This is a genomic window from Cupriavidus sp. YAF13, from assembly GCF_052113425.1.
Taxonomy (GTDB): Bacteria; Pseudomonadota; Gammaproteobacteria; order Burkholderiales; family Burkholderiaceae; genus Cupriavidus.
This window is the reverse complement of record NZ_JBFRDD010000031.1, coordinates 51,059-63,612: the sequence shown is the minus strand read 5'-3', so window position 1 is coordinate 63,612 and position 12,554 is coordinate 51,059. Positions and strand designations below refer to the sequence as shown.

Here is a 12,554-nt window from a genome sequence, read left to right as displayed (position 1 = left end):
TTCGATTCGGTTTCAATCGGCATGTCGCACACCTTGGGAGATACCCTAGGTAACGGTACTCCAGAATGACATGCCCCCGCACGCAGGCGGGGGCATGGAGAGCCGGTGTGCGGTCGCAGTCATGCGAGCGCGCCGGCTCCGGCAAGCTTTCCCGCCCGGAGGCGGGAGGCTGCAAATCGGTATTACAGGATCGACTTGAGCAGGCGAGCCATTTCCGACGGGTTCTTGGTGACCTTGATACCGCAGGCTTCCATGATTTCCAGCTTGGCTTGCGCCGTGTCGGCACCGCCCGAGATCAGCGCGCCGGCGTGGCCCATGCGCTTGCCCGGAGGCGCGGTCACGCCAGCGATGAAGCCAACCACCGGCTTCTTCATGTTTTCCTTGATCCAGTAAGCCGCGTTGGCTTCGTCCGGACCACCGATTTCGCCGATCATGACCACGGCGTCCGTTTCGGGATCGTCGTTGAACATCTTCATGATGTCGATGTGCTTCAGGCCGTTGATGGGGTCGCCACCAATGCCCACTGCCGACGACTGGCCCATGCCCAGCGCGGTCAGCTGACCGACTGCTTCATAGGTCAGCGTGCCCGAGCGCGACACCACGCCGATGCGGCCCTTGCGGTGGATGTGGCCCGGCATGATGCCGATCTTGATTTCGTCAGGCGTGATCAGGCCCGGGCAGTTCGGTCCCAGCAACAGGGTCTTCTTGTTGCCCTTGGCCATCTTGTCCTTGAGCTCCATCATGTCGCGCACGGGGATGCCTTCGGTGATGCAGACCACCAGGTCCAGGTCAGCGTCAACGGCTTCCCAGATGGCGGCAGCGGCGCCTGCGGGCGGCACGTAGATCACGGACACGGTGGCGCCGGTCGATGCCTTGGCATCCTTGACGCTTGCGTAGATGGGAATGCCTTCGAAGTCTTCGCCCGCTTTCTTCGGGTTCACGCCGGCAACGAAGCAGTTCTTGCCGTTGGCATAGTCGCGGCAGCCACGGGTGTGGAACTGGCCGGTCTTGCCGGTGATGCCCTGGGTGATGACCTTGGTGTCTTTATTAATCAGAATCGACATGCTGTAATCCTTTGCTTGGCTCAAAGCAGCGCGCGAAGGCCTGGCCCCGGCGCGCTGCTGGCGTTCGTGTTCGCGTCTGGCTTACTTGCCCGCGGCAGCAGCCACGACCTTCTGGGCAGCTTCTTCCATGGTATCGGCGGCGATGATGGGCAGGCCCGAGTCGGCCAGCATCTTCTTGCCGATCTCTTCGTTGGTACCCTTCATGCGCACGACCAGCGGCACGGACAGCGACACGGCCTTGGATGCAGCGATCACGCCTTCGGCGATCACGTCGCAACGCATGATGCCGCCGAAGATGTTGACCAGGATGGCCTTCAGGTTCGGGTTCTTCAGCATCAGCTTGAAGGCTTCGGTCACCTTCTCGGTGGTGGCACCGCCGCCCACGTCGAGGAAGTTGGCCGGCTCGCCGCCGAACAGCTTGATGGTGTCCATGGTGGCCATGGCCAGGCCAGCGCCGTTCACCAGGCAGCCGATGTTGCCGTCCAGCGAGATGTAGGCCAGGTCGAACTTCGACGCTTCGATTTCAGCCGGATCTTCTTCGTCCAGGTCGCGGTAAGCGACGATTTCCGGGTGACGGAACAGGGCGTTGGAGTCGAAGTTGAACTTGGCGTCCAGTGCGATCACCTTGCCGTCGCCGGTCAGGATCAGCGGGTTGATTTCAGCCAGCGAAGCATCGGTGTCCCAGAATGCCTTGTACAGGCCTTGCAGGGCCTGGCGGGCTTGCGCCACGCTTGCGTCGGGCACGCCGATCTTGCGGGCGATGTCGTCAGCGTCCGCGTCGAGCAGGCCGGCCGACGGATCGATGATCAGCGTGTGGATCTTTTCCGGGCTGTGGGCAGCGACTTCTTCGATGTCCATGCCGCCTTCGCTGGAGGCCATCAGGGCGACCTTTTGCGAAACACGGTCAACCACCAGGCTGACGTACAGTTCCTTCTTGATGTCAGCGCCTTCTTCGATCAGCAGGCGGTTGACCTTCTTGCCTTCCGGGCCGGTCTGGTGCGTGACCAGGGTCATGCCGAGGATGTTGGTGGCGTAGGTCTTGACCTCGTCGATGCTCTTGGCCACCTTCACGCCGCCACCCTTGCCGCGGCCGCCCGCGTGGATCTGCGCCTTGACGACCCATACCGGGCCGCCCAGTTGTTCAGCAGCCTTCAGGGCCTCTTCGACCGAGAACGCGGGGATGCCGCGCGGAACCGGCACATTGTATTTGCGCAGGATTTCCTTGCCTTGGTACTCATGGATATTCATGCGTGTTTCCTTTCGGGTAGGCGTAAAAGTGTGGAGATGGAATCTCGGCGGACTGCAGGCCGGCCTGGCTTAGCCAGAAGTACCGGTTGACCTGCGCGACATGGCGCCGCCGGCGGGGGCGGCGAGCGCCTCCGCTGGCTGCGCCGCCGGGGTCGAAGACCCTTCGGTCTTGGTCCTCGGTTTTGGCTGGTGACCATACCAGCGGGGGTAAAACTGGCGTACGACTTCGCCTTCGAAATGCAGGGCATGGCAGCCATGCAACTGGTAAGGCGGTTCGGTACTGGTGTCTTCGGCACCGCCGTCGCGAATGTTGAACACATCGCCGGCGAATGCCTGGATCGCGGTGGTCGGCAGTATGCCGGCCAGCTCGGTCAAATGCGTGCATCCGGCCACGCCCGACAGGCGCTCTTTCACCGACTTGCGGAAACCCTTCATCAGGTTCAGGCCGATCAGCTTGCGGTAGGCCGGGCCGATGGTGTCGCACTGGCCGGGATAAGGCACCCAGTCGGAACAGGCATCGGCGTCCACGACGTTCATGCGCAGGTCAATGGTGACGCGCAGCCACAAATCGTGCAGCGGCTCGCCCACCGGGCGCACGCCGCCGCCTGCCAGCGGAATCTCGCGCGGCTTGGTGTCAGTCAGGCGCGCTTCGATGTCCCATAGGCCGTCGTCCCTAAGATAAGCCTCCGCCGTGATGGCACGACGGTGACGCAGGGCGCGATTGACGGGCGGGGAAAGCGGCATAACACCAGGCAGGAGCGGGAGAAATGGACGGCTGGGCCGGAAAACCGCAGGATTTTAACATGCCGGCCAACCTTGGCCGGGAACAAACTGCGCGCGGCGCTGTTGTCTGGGATTGTCGAGCGACGGGCAAGCCCCGCGCATGCGGAAAAATCGCGGCATTGCGGGGGAAACGGCCTAAGGCATCAAGTCGTGAACAAGGCGTGAACAAGGCGTGAAGATTCGGAATACGCCTACTGGCAAAGCAGGTATGTGCCCGAAACCGGTGCAGGACAGGGCCGTGACATCACCGCGGCATCACTTGAACTTGTGGCTCCCGCGCCGGCGGACGTCAGTCACTGCCGTCCAGCCATTCATCCGCCCCTTTGATCACCTGGCTCACCACCGCGCGGGAAAAGCCGCGGGCGACCATAAAGCGGATCTGCTTGGCCTTGTCTTCCGGCGTGGCGGGCGGCGTGCCAAAACGCTTTTGCCAGACCGCGCGGCCGCGCTCCAGCTCCGACCCGCGCAGGCGATCCTGCAGGTCGGCAAGCTGATCGCCGCCGAGCTGATGGGTGCGGGCTTCCTGCATCACGCGGGCGGCACCATAGCGGGCCGCGCGCCGGTGCACCAGGCTGTCGACAAAGCGCGCGTTGGACAGCCAGTTCTCGCGCTCCAGCGCATCCAGCAGTTGCTCGAGGGCCTCGGGAGACTCGGCGTGCGGGGCCAGCTTGCGCGCCAGCTCCGCCCGGCTGTGCTCGCGCCGCGACAGGTAGCCGACGGCGCGGGCTTTCAGGGAGAGAGGAGGACGGGTAGCCATGGGGAAGGCGCGCTTGAACACCGCGCTTTATCAATGCGCTTTAAAAATGCAAACCGGGGCGGCGCGCGTCGCTGCGCGTGCCGCCCCGGGGTGGGGATCGCGGCCGGGAATGGCCCGGCCAGCGAAGCTCAGTCTTCGGCGGTGACCACGGCGCCGGCGGTGGCCGGCGTGCCGTTCATCAGGACCACGCCCAGCGACTCGCGCACCTTGTTCTCGATCTCGTCGGCGATGTCCGGGTTTTCGCGCAGGTATTCACGCGCGTTGTCCTTGCCCTGGCCGATCTTCTCGCCCTTGTAGCTGTACCACGCGCCCGACTTCTCGACGACCTTGGCGTCCACGCCGAGGTCGATGATTTCGCCCTGGCGCGAGATGCCCTGGCCATAGAGGATGTCGAAGAAGGCTTCGCGGAACGGCGGCGATACCTTGTTCTTGACCACCTTGACCTTGGTTTCGTTGCCGATCACCTCATCGCCCTTCTTGATCGAGCCGATGCGGCGGATGTCCAGGCGCACCGAGGCGTAGAACTTCAGCGCATTGCCGCCGGTGGTGGTTTCGGGCGAGCCGAACATCACGCCGATCTTCATGCGGATCTGGTTGATGAAGATCACCAGGCAGTTGGTGCGCTTGATGGTGCCGGTCAGCTTGCGCAGCGCCTGGCTCATCAGGCGGGCCTGCAGGCCCGGCAGCGAATCGCCCATCTCGCCTTCGATTTCGGCCTTGGGCACCAGGGCCGCCACCGAGTCGATCACGATCAGGTCGACCGAGCCCGAGCGCACCAGCGCGTCGGTGATTTCCAGTGCCTGCTCGCCGGTGTCGGGCTGGGAGATCAGCAGGTCGCCCACGGACACGCCGAGCTTGCCGGCATAGTTGACGTCGAGCGCGTGCTCGGCATCGATAAAGGCGCAGGTGCCGCCCAGTTTTTGCATTTCGGCCACGACCTGCAGCGTCAGCGTGGTCTTGCCCGAGGATTCCGGACCGTAGATTTCCACCACGCGGCCGCGCGGCAGGCCGCCGACGCCCAGCGCGATGTCCAGGCCCAGCGAGCCGGTGGACACGACCTGGATATCCTGGTCGATGTCGGCCTCGCCCAGTTTCATGATCGAGCCCTTGCCGAACTGCTTCTCGATCTGGGCCAGCGCGGCCGCCAGCGCCTTCTGCTTTTCGGCGCTTACGCCAGCACCCGCCTTCTTGCCGTCATCCATGGTCGTCCTTCCGTCAATGGTGTATAAATAGGCCGCATGTGGCGCGCCGCCTGCTTTTGCGGGTAACCGCCCGACCCGCGCCGCGCCGCGAACTCCTGATGACAATGAACCTGGCAGCAGGGGCAAACATTGGGCAAACGTCGGTAATTCGTTCGTTATTCGTTCGTTGCTAAATTCAGTACGATCCGGCCCGCTCACTGCGCGACCGGATCAAGCGAGTACTGTATAAAAAAACAGTATGCTTGGCAAGTCCCGCACGCGTCATTTGATGTAAAGCGACGACTAAGCCGGCCAGGGTGGAGACAACCATGCGTATTCTGATCGCCGAAGATGACGATGTGCTGGCAGATGGCCTGACACGCTCATTACGTCACTCCGGCTATGCCGTCGACCATGTCGCCAGTGGGGTTGAAGCCGACTCGGCGCTCTCGACCCAGACCTTCGACCTCCTGATCCTCGATCTCGGCCTGCCCCGCATGCCCGGGCTGGAAGTGCTCAAGCGCCTGCGCACGCGCGGCGCCATGCTGCCGGTGCTGATCCTGACCGCGGCCGACGGCGTCGATGAGCGCGTCAAGGGCCTGGACCTGGGCGCCGACGACTACATGGCCAAGCCCTTCGCCCTGTCCGAGCTGGAAGCCCGCGTGCGCGCGCTGGTGCGGCGCGGCGCCGGCGGCGGCGCCACGCTAACGCGCCACGGCCCGCTGGCCTTCGACCAGGTTGGCCGCATCGCCTACCTGAACGAGCAGATGCTGGATCTCTCCGCGCGCGAAGTCGGACTGCTGGAGATCCTGCTCACCCGCACCGGGCGGCTGGTATCGAAGGAGCAACTGGTCGACCACCTGTGCGAATGGGGCGAAGAGGTCAGCAACAATGCCATCGAAGTCTATGTGCACCGGCTGCGCAAGAAGATCGAGGTGGGCGGGATCCGCATTGCCACGGTACGCGGGCTGGGCTACTGCCTGGAGAAATTCCAGGCCACCGTGGCGCACGACTAGAATGCGCCATTAGAATCAGAATCGTCAGAATCAGAATCGGCTTCAGCACCGTTTCCCTTTCCCTTTGACGGCATGCCGGCGACGCCGCCAAGACCTGCCCGACACCCCCTCCCCATGAGCCTGCTGCGACTGCCCCGGCGGCGCGCACGGGCCGCACGGCCCGCGCGCGCGCCCTCCCCGCCCGATGAGATCGTCAGCGACGAAACGCTGGCCGGCGCCCTGCCGCACCTTGAAGACAGCGCGGGCCATCCATCGCCGCGCTCGCTGTTCGGCGAAATCCTGGACTGGATGCTGGCGCCGCTGCTGCTGCTGTGGCCGATGAGCATTGCCGTGACCTACCTGGTGGCGAAGTCCATCGCCAACGGGCCCTTCGACCGCTCGCTGGAGGCCAGCGCCATCGTGCTGTCGCAGCAGGTGCGCGAGGTCAACGGGCGCGTCACGCTGCAGTTGCCACTGTCCGCGCGCGAAATCCTGCGGGCCGATGAAACCGACAACATTTACTACCAGGTGGTGGGCACGCACGGTGAGTTCGTCGCCGGGGACAACGACATGCCGCTGCCCGGCGAGGACGATCGCGGCCACGCCGGGCTGGTCTCGCTGCGCGATGACCGCATCGCGGGCAACGACGTGCGCGTGGCCTACACCTATGTCGACCTGAAGCAGGCGGGCGACGCGCAGCCCGTGCTGGTGCAGGTTGGCGAGACGCTCGACAAGCGCGCGCGGCTGGCCAATGAAATCATCAAGGGCGTGATCCTGCCGCAGTTCGTGATCCTGCCGCTGGCGGTGGTGCTGGTGTGGTTCGGCCTCACACGCGGGCTGGCCCCGCTGACCTCGATCCAGCAGCGCATCCGCGCGCGCAACCCCGGCGACACCAGTCCCATCGACGAGCACGCCGCGCCGCAGGAAATCACGCCGCTGGTGGCCTCGTTCAACGACCTGCTAGCGCGGCTCGACGTGTCCGTGCAGACGCAGAAGCGCTTTATCGCCGATGCCGCCCACCAGATGAAGACACCGCTGGCCGGGCTGCGCATGCAGGCGGAACTGGCGCAGCGCGAGCAATCGCCCGAGGAGCTGCGCAAGTCGCTGGCGCAGATCGCCGGCAGCTCGGAGCGCGCGGCTCACCTGGTGACGCAGTTGCTGTCGCTGGCGCGCATGGAGAACCTGGCCGGCGCCGGCAGCATGGCACCGCTGGACCTGGCCGCGCTCGCGCGCGAGGTGGTCAAGGACTGGCTGCCGCAGGCGTGGGCGCGCCGCATCGACCTCGGCGTGGATGCCGACGACCACCCGGTGATGGTGCAAGGCAATCGCCTGATGCTTACCGAGATGCTCAACAACCTGATCGACAACGCCATCCGCTACACGCCGGCCGATGGCCACGCCACCGTGCGCGTCAGCGCGGATGCGTTCGAGCCCTTCGCGTACCTCGAAGTGGAAGACACCGGCCCCGGCATCCCGGTGGCCGAGCGCGAGCGCGTGATGGAACGGTTCTACCGCGTGCTCGGCACCAAGACCCAGGGCAGCGGCCTGGGCCTGGCCATCGTGCGCGAGATCGTGCAGCAGCACGGCGGCGATGTCAGCATCCTCGACCATGTCTACCAGACGGAGCCGCGCCTGGCCGGCGCGTGCTTTCGCATCACGCTGCGCCGGCCATCTCCCCTGGAGCCTGCATGACCAACCCCGACCATACACGAGGCGGGCGCGGCGGGCGCGACCAGGCCGATCAGTCCGAGCGCCGCGCGTGGCATCGCAACCTGCGCTGGATTGCCGTGCTGCTGTCGATCTGGTTCGTGGTCACCTTCGTGGTCGCCTGGTATGCGCGCGAGCTGCGCTTCGATTTCTTCGGCTGGCCCTTCTCGTTCTGGGTCGGCGCGCAGGGCGCGCTGATCGTCTACGTCCTGATGGCGGCAATCTATGCCTGGCGCATGAACCGCGATGAAGACGATGACGCCGGCGAGCTGCCCGTGCCCGCCCGCCGGCATGACGATGCTGCATAGCAAGAAGCCCGGCCCTGCCGCTCGAAGCTGATTGTCACAAGGCTCTCCAGAGGCTCTTCGCACCGCAGCGCAGCACCACCAAGCCAGCGTTTTGCCTAGCGTATACCCCGAGCGTTTAGTGGCGAATTCGGCCGAAATTGTCAGAACGCAGTAAGGTTCGCCTCCCACAATCCATTGCAACTTCGGAGGTTGTCGTGCGTGCGCCAGAGTACGCGTGCGCGCCGCCTGCCAACCCGAAAGATTCCGATCACAAACGGAGGAGACAATGGCTAACGCACAGAACGTGGCAATGCCCGGAGGCACAGCGCAGGGCTCGGCGATGACGCCCGAAGAGAGGAAGGTGATCTTTGCCTCCTCGCTCGGGACGGTGTTCGAGTGGTACGACTTTTATCTTTACGGTTCGCTGGCGGCCATCATCGCCAAGCAGTTCTTTTCCGGGCTCGATCCAACCGCCGCCTTCATCTTCGCGCTGCTGGCCTTTGCCGCGGGCTTTATCGTGCGGCCGTTCGGCGCGCTGGTGTTCGGCCGCCTGGGCGACATGATCGGGCGCAAGTACACCTTCCTGGTGACCATCCTGATCATGGGGGCGTCGACCTTCATCGTGGGCCTGCTGCCAGGCTTTGCCTCCATCGGCTGGGCCGCCCCGATCATCCTGATCGCACTGCGCATGCTGCAGGGCCTGGCCCTCGGCGGCGAGTACGGCGGTGCCGCCACCTATGTGGCCGAGCATGCGCCGCATGGCAAGCGCGGCGCCTATACCGCGTGGATCCAGACCACTGCCACGCTCGGCCTGTTCCTGTCGCTGATCGTGATCCTGCTGTGCCGCAACCTGACCGGTCCGAACTTCGACGTCTGGGGCTGGCGCATTCCGTTCCTGGTCTCGATCCTGCTGCTCGGCGTGTCGGTCTACATCCGCCTGTCGATGAGCGAATCGCCCGCCTTTCAGAAGATGAAGGCCGAAGGCAAGACCTCCAAGGCCCCGCTGACCGAGTCGTTCGGCCAATGGCGCAACCTGAAGATCGTGATCCTGGCGCTGGTAGGCCTGACTGCCGGCCAGGCCGTGGTCTGGTACACCGGCCAGTTCTACTCGCTGTTCTTCCTGACCCAGGTGCTCAAGGTCGACGCCACCACCGCCAACCTGCTGATCGCGGGCGCCCTGGTGATCGGCACGCCGTTCTTTATCTTCTTTGGCTCGCTGTCGGACAAGATCGGCCGCAAGTGGATCATCATGGCCGGCTGCGCGCTGGCGATGCTGACCTACTTCCCGCTCTTCAAGGCCATGACCCACTACGCCAACCCGGCCCTGGAACGCGCGCAGCAAAGCGCCCAGATCGTGGTGACCGCGGACCCGAAGCAATGCTCCTTCCAGGGCAGCCCGATTGCCCGCGAGATCGATTTCCGCAGCTCCTGCGACATCGTCAAGCGGACCCTGGCACAAGCTTCGGCCAGCTATGAAGTCGTGGAAGCCCCGGCCGGCACGGTGGCCTCGGTGAAGATCGGCGACAAGGAGATTGCTTCCTTCAACGCCTCGCTGGTACCGGCAGGCCACAGCTTCGACGATGCGAGCAAGAAGCAGATCGCTGCATTCAAGAAGCAGGTGGGCGAGTCGATGGCCTCGGCCGGCTACCCGACCAAGGCGGACCCCGCGCAGATGAACACCATCATGGTGCTGGTGGTCCTCGTCATCCTGGTGATCTACGTGACCATGGTGTACGGCCCGATCGCGGCCATGCTGGTGGAGATGTTCCCGACCCGGATCCGCTACACGTCCATGTCGCTGCCGTATCACATCGGCAATGGCTGGTTCGGCGGCCTGCTGCCCACCATCTCCTTCGCGCTGGTGGCGCAGAACGGCAACATCTACTACGGCCTCTGGTACCCGATCATCATCGCGGGCGTCACCCTGGTCATCGGCTCGCTGTTCATCCGCGAAACCAAGGACGTGGATATCTACGCCAACGACTGAAGGCGCGTGAGCCGGCCCGTCGTCCAGGGCACCAGACTCATGCACGACTGATCCGGTAGTCAGTCGCTCCACCGGCGGGCCGCAAGGTCCGCCGTTTTTTTTGCAGGCAGCAGGCCGCATGCCGTGCCAGTCGACGCCCTCAAAACTTTTTGAAGAAGTGGTGTTGACAGCCTCAAAATGCCATGTATAATCTCGGTCTTGTTCGGCGAATTAGCTCAGTTGGTTAGAGCGACGGAATCATAATCCGCAGGTCCGGGGTTCGAGTCCCTGATTCGCCACCATATTCGTTGAAGCCTGGAAACGGGCTACAACAAAAACCCCTCCCGATCGCAAGATCGGGAGGGGTTTTGCTTTTGGGGATTCTGTTTTCTCGCTTTTCTCGCGATCGATTTCTATCGCTCCCGATCGCAGACAATCAGCAAGCACCGCGGGCCGCTGCACGCAATTCAGGCTCAAGCTTTATCGTGAAAACAGCCTCTCTGCCCATGATCGCTCTCCTGCGATTTGGTACGGGCTTGGTAAATGCACTTTCGCTACCCTCGCCGGTTCTGCTCTCAACCGCTCGACCTTCAGAGCACCCCGCCGCAGAGAATCCCGCTTGCCTACCGCAACGATGCCGACCTAAGCTGCATAGAGTGGATGCCATGCGCGGGTTCGCGCACAAAGCATGACACCGTCACCTTTCGCAGGGATGCGAGAGTGATTCTAGAGTGACACAGCATTGACTATGCATCGCCCGCCCGTGGCCTGCCGCGCGTCATGATGACCACCGCCCATCCGTATCAACTGGTGCAGGAGCGAGGAACGCTAAAGTGTTTCCTGCTGGCTCTGTTCATGCATCTGCTGCTGGGCATCATGCTTTACTACGGGGTGCATTGGCAGAGCCGGACCCCGGCCGGCGTGGAGGCGGAGCTGTGGGACACCGTGCCCGAGATTGCGCAGCCCCAGCCGGTGGTCCAGCCGACGCCCGTGGAGCCGCAACCCGTGTTGAAGCCGGAGCCGGATGAGAACGCCGACATCGCCTTGCAGGCTCAGAAGCGCAAGCAGGCGGCCGCGGCCGAGGAAGCCAGGCAGGCCGACCAGCGCGAACGCAAAGCGCGGGAGGCGGAGCGCCAGGCGGCCTTGAAGCAGCAGCGCCAGAGCGAACTAGCGCGCCTGCAGGCCATGGCCAACAGCGCTCCCACCACAGGTGGCGTAGGCAACCGCGCGGGCACCGGCGCCGGTGCTGGCGGCAACGCCTCGCCCGGCTACGCGGACCGCGTGCGGCGCCGCGTGAAGCCGAACATCATCTTTAACGAAGAGATCGCCGGCAACCCGGCCGCGGTGGTCGCGGTGCGCATGGCGCCGGATGGCTCGCTGCTGTCGGTGCGGCTCACCAAGTCCAGCGGCAATGCCGGCTGGGACAACGCCGTGCTGCGCGCGGTGGAGCGATCCGCCCCGCTGCCGCGCGACGAGAACGGCGTGGCGCCACCCGGCGTCAACATCACGTTCATGCCCAGGGAGTAGCGGCCGGCCACAAACAAGAAGCCCCTTCGGACCCTGCGATCCGAAAGGGCTTGACTGTCAGGCCTGCGCAACCGGGACAGCTAAATGTCCACGGCCACCTGCCCGATCAGAACGACGGCACCATTGCACCCTTGAACTCGTTCTTCATGAACTGCCGCACCTCTTCCGACTGGTAAGCGGCGACCAGTTTCTTCACCCACGGCTTGTCCTTGTCCTGCGTGCGCACGGCGATGATGTTGGCGTACGGGCTGTGGATGTCTTCCAGCGCGATGGCGTTGCGGGTCGGCTGCAGGCCGGCGGCGAGCGCGTAGTTGGTGTTGATCACCGCCGCGGCCACGTCGGGCAGCGAACGCGCCAGTTGCGCGGCGTCGAGCTCGACGAGCTTCAGCTTCTTCGGGTTGTCGCTGACGTCCAGCGGCGTGGCGTTGACGCCGTTGGCACCGACACCGCTCTTGAGCTTGATCACGCCCTGCGCGGCCAGCAGGAGCAGCGCACGGTTCTCGTTGGAGGGGTCGTTGGGCACGGCGACCTTGGCGCCTTGCGGCAGGTCCTTGGGGGACTTCAGCTTCTGCGAGTAGATGCCCAGCGGAGAGATATACGTGTAGCCCGCGCTGACCATCTTGTAGCCGCGCTGCTTCACCTGGCTGTCCAGGTAAGGCTGATGCTGGAAGCTATTGGCATCGAGGTCGCCAGCGTCGAGCGCGGCGTTGGGCTGCACGTAGTCGTTGAACTCGACGACCTTGATATTGAGCCCTTCGCGCTTGGCGACCTTCTGCACTACCTGCCAGACCTGCGCGTCCGGGCCGCTGACGGTGCCCACGCGCAGGGTCTGCTCCTGCGCCATCGCAGCGCCCGAGGCCACGATGCCGAGCGCAGCGACCGCGACGGACAGCGCTCGACGCAGGGAGGGATAAGAGAAACCAGAGAAACCAGAGAAACCAGAAAAGCCAGAGAAGTTGGACATGTTGCTTGTGTTCCTTTCCGCCATGCAAGCCCGCTTGCATGGCTCTAACCATGATGACAGCCCAGCGCGCGTTCG

Annotated in this window: 12 protein-coding genes and 1 tRNA gene; 7 read left to right on the top strand and 6 right to left on the bottom strand. The window is 64.3% G+C overall.

Annotated elements, in window-relative coordinates:
• Positions 1 to 182: 182 nt before the first annotated feature.
• From sucD to AB4061_RS23710, 3 genes are all read right to left on the bottom strand, one after another.
• Positions 183 to 1,064, bottom strand: coding sequence for a succinate--CoA ligase subunit alpha (sucD, locus tag AB4061_RS23720; RefSeq protein ID WP_043343904.1), 882 nt, complete (start codon positions 1,062 to 1,064; stop codon positions 183 to 185).
• Between the two features lie 81 nt (positions 1,065 to 1,145).
• On the bottom strand, positions 1,146 to 2,312 hold the full coding sequence (gene sucC, locus AB4061_RS23715; protein ID WP_043343899.1) for an ADP-forming succinate--CoA ligase subunit beta: 1,167 nt from the start codon (positions 2,310 to 2,312) through the stop codon (positions 1,146 to 1,148).
• Between the two features lie 69 nt (positions 2,313 to 2,381).
• Entirely contained in the window at positions 2,382 to 3,056 is a 675-nt protein-coding gene (locus AB4061_RS23710; RefSeq protein ID WP_441638042.1) for a DUF2889 domain-containing protein, read from the bottom strand.
• 23 nt (positions 3,057 to 3,079) lie between these two features.
• Between AB4061_RS23710 and AB4061_RS23705 the strand changes: the two genes are divergently transcribed.
• Positions 3,080 to 3,271 carry a hypothetical protein gene (locus tag AB4061_RS23705; RefSeq protein WP_441638040.1) on the top strand — a complete coding sequence of 64 codons (192 nt, stop codon included), beginning with the start codon at positions 3,080 to 3,082 and terminating at the stop codon, positions 3,269 to 3,271.
• A gap of 113 nt (positions 3,272 to 3,384) precedes the next feature.
• Here AB4061_RS23705 and recX read toward each other — a convergent pair whose 3' ends face one another.
• Both recX and recA read right to left on the bottom strand, forming a co-directional pair.
• A complete protein-coding gene (recX, locus tag AB4061_RS23700) occupies positions 3,385 to 3,852 on the bottom strand; it encodes a recombination regulator RecX (protein WP_441638038.1) in 468 nt (155 codons plus the stop codon).
• A 128-nt stretch (positions 3,853 to 3,980) separates the two neighbouring features.
• Entirely contained in the window at positions 3,981 to 5,054 is a 1,074-nt protein-coding gene (gene recA, locus AB4061_RS23695) for a recombinase RecA (RefSeq protein ID WP_174428686.1), read from the bottom strand.
• 308 nt (positions 5,055 to 5,362) lie between these two features.
• Between recA and AB4061_RS23690 the strand changes: the two genes are divergently transcribed.
• The 6 genes from AB4061_RS23690 (at position 5,363) to tolA (ending at position 11,515) form a co-directional block, all read left to right on the top strand.
• Positions 5,363 to 6,049 (top strand): response regulator, encoded by a 687-nt coding sequence (locus AB4061_RS23690; protein ID WP_441638036.1) that lies wholly within the window; start codon positions 5,363 to 5,365, stop codon positions 6,047 to 6,049.
• A 114-nt stretch (positions 6,050 to 6,163) separates the two neighbouring features.
• Positions 6,164 to 7,720 (top strand): sensor histidine kinase N-terminal domain-containing protein, encoded by a 1,557-nt coding sequence (locus tag AB4061_RS23685; protein ID WP_441638034.1) that lies wholly within the window; start codon positions 6,164 to 6,166, stop codon positions 7,718 to 7,720.
• Positions 7,717 to 8,043, top strand: a complete 327-nt coding sequence (locus AB4061_RS23680) for a DUF4212 domain-containing protein (RefSeq protein WP_441638032.1) — start codon at positions 7,717 to 7,719, stop codon at positions 8,041 to 8,043. Before AB4061_RS23685 ends, AB4061_RS23680 begins: the two co-directional genes overlap by 4 nt.
• Positions 8,044 to 8,308: 265 nt before the next feature.
• The gene (locus AB4061_RS23675) at positions 8,309 to 10,009 is read left to right on the top strand and encodes an MFS transporter (protein ID WP_441638030.1); all 1,701 of its coding nucleotides are present in this window, start codon (positions 8,309 to 8,311) and stop codon (positions 10,007 to 10,009) included.
• A 204-nt stretch (positions 10,010 to 10,213) separates the two neighbouring features.
• A tRNA-Met gene (locus AB4061_RS23670) sits at positions 10,214 to 10,290 on the top strand.
• Between the two features lie 478 nt (positions 10,291 to 10,768).
• Entirely contained in the window at positions 10,769 to 11,515 is a 747-nt protein-coding gene (gene tolA / locus AB4061_RS23665) for a cell envelope integrity protein TolA (protein WP_441638028.1), read from the top strand.
• A 106-nt stretch (positions 11,516 to 11,621) separates the two neighbouring features.
• Here the strand turns inward: tolA and AB4061_RS23660 are convergent, their stop codons facing one another.
• Complete coding sequence (locus AB4061_RS23660; protein ID WP_441638026.1) at positions 11,622 to 12,479, bottom strand: MetQ/NlpA family ABC transporter substrate-binding protein; 858 nt, start codon at positions 12,477 to 12,479, stop codon at positions 11,622 to 11,624.
• Positions 12,480 to 12,554 lie beyond the last annotated feature (75 nt).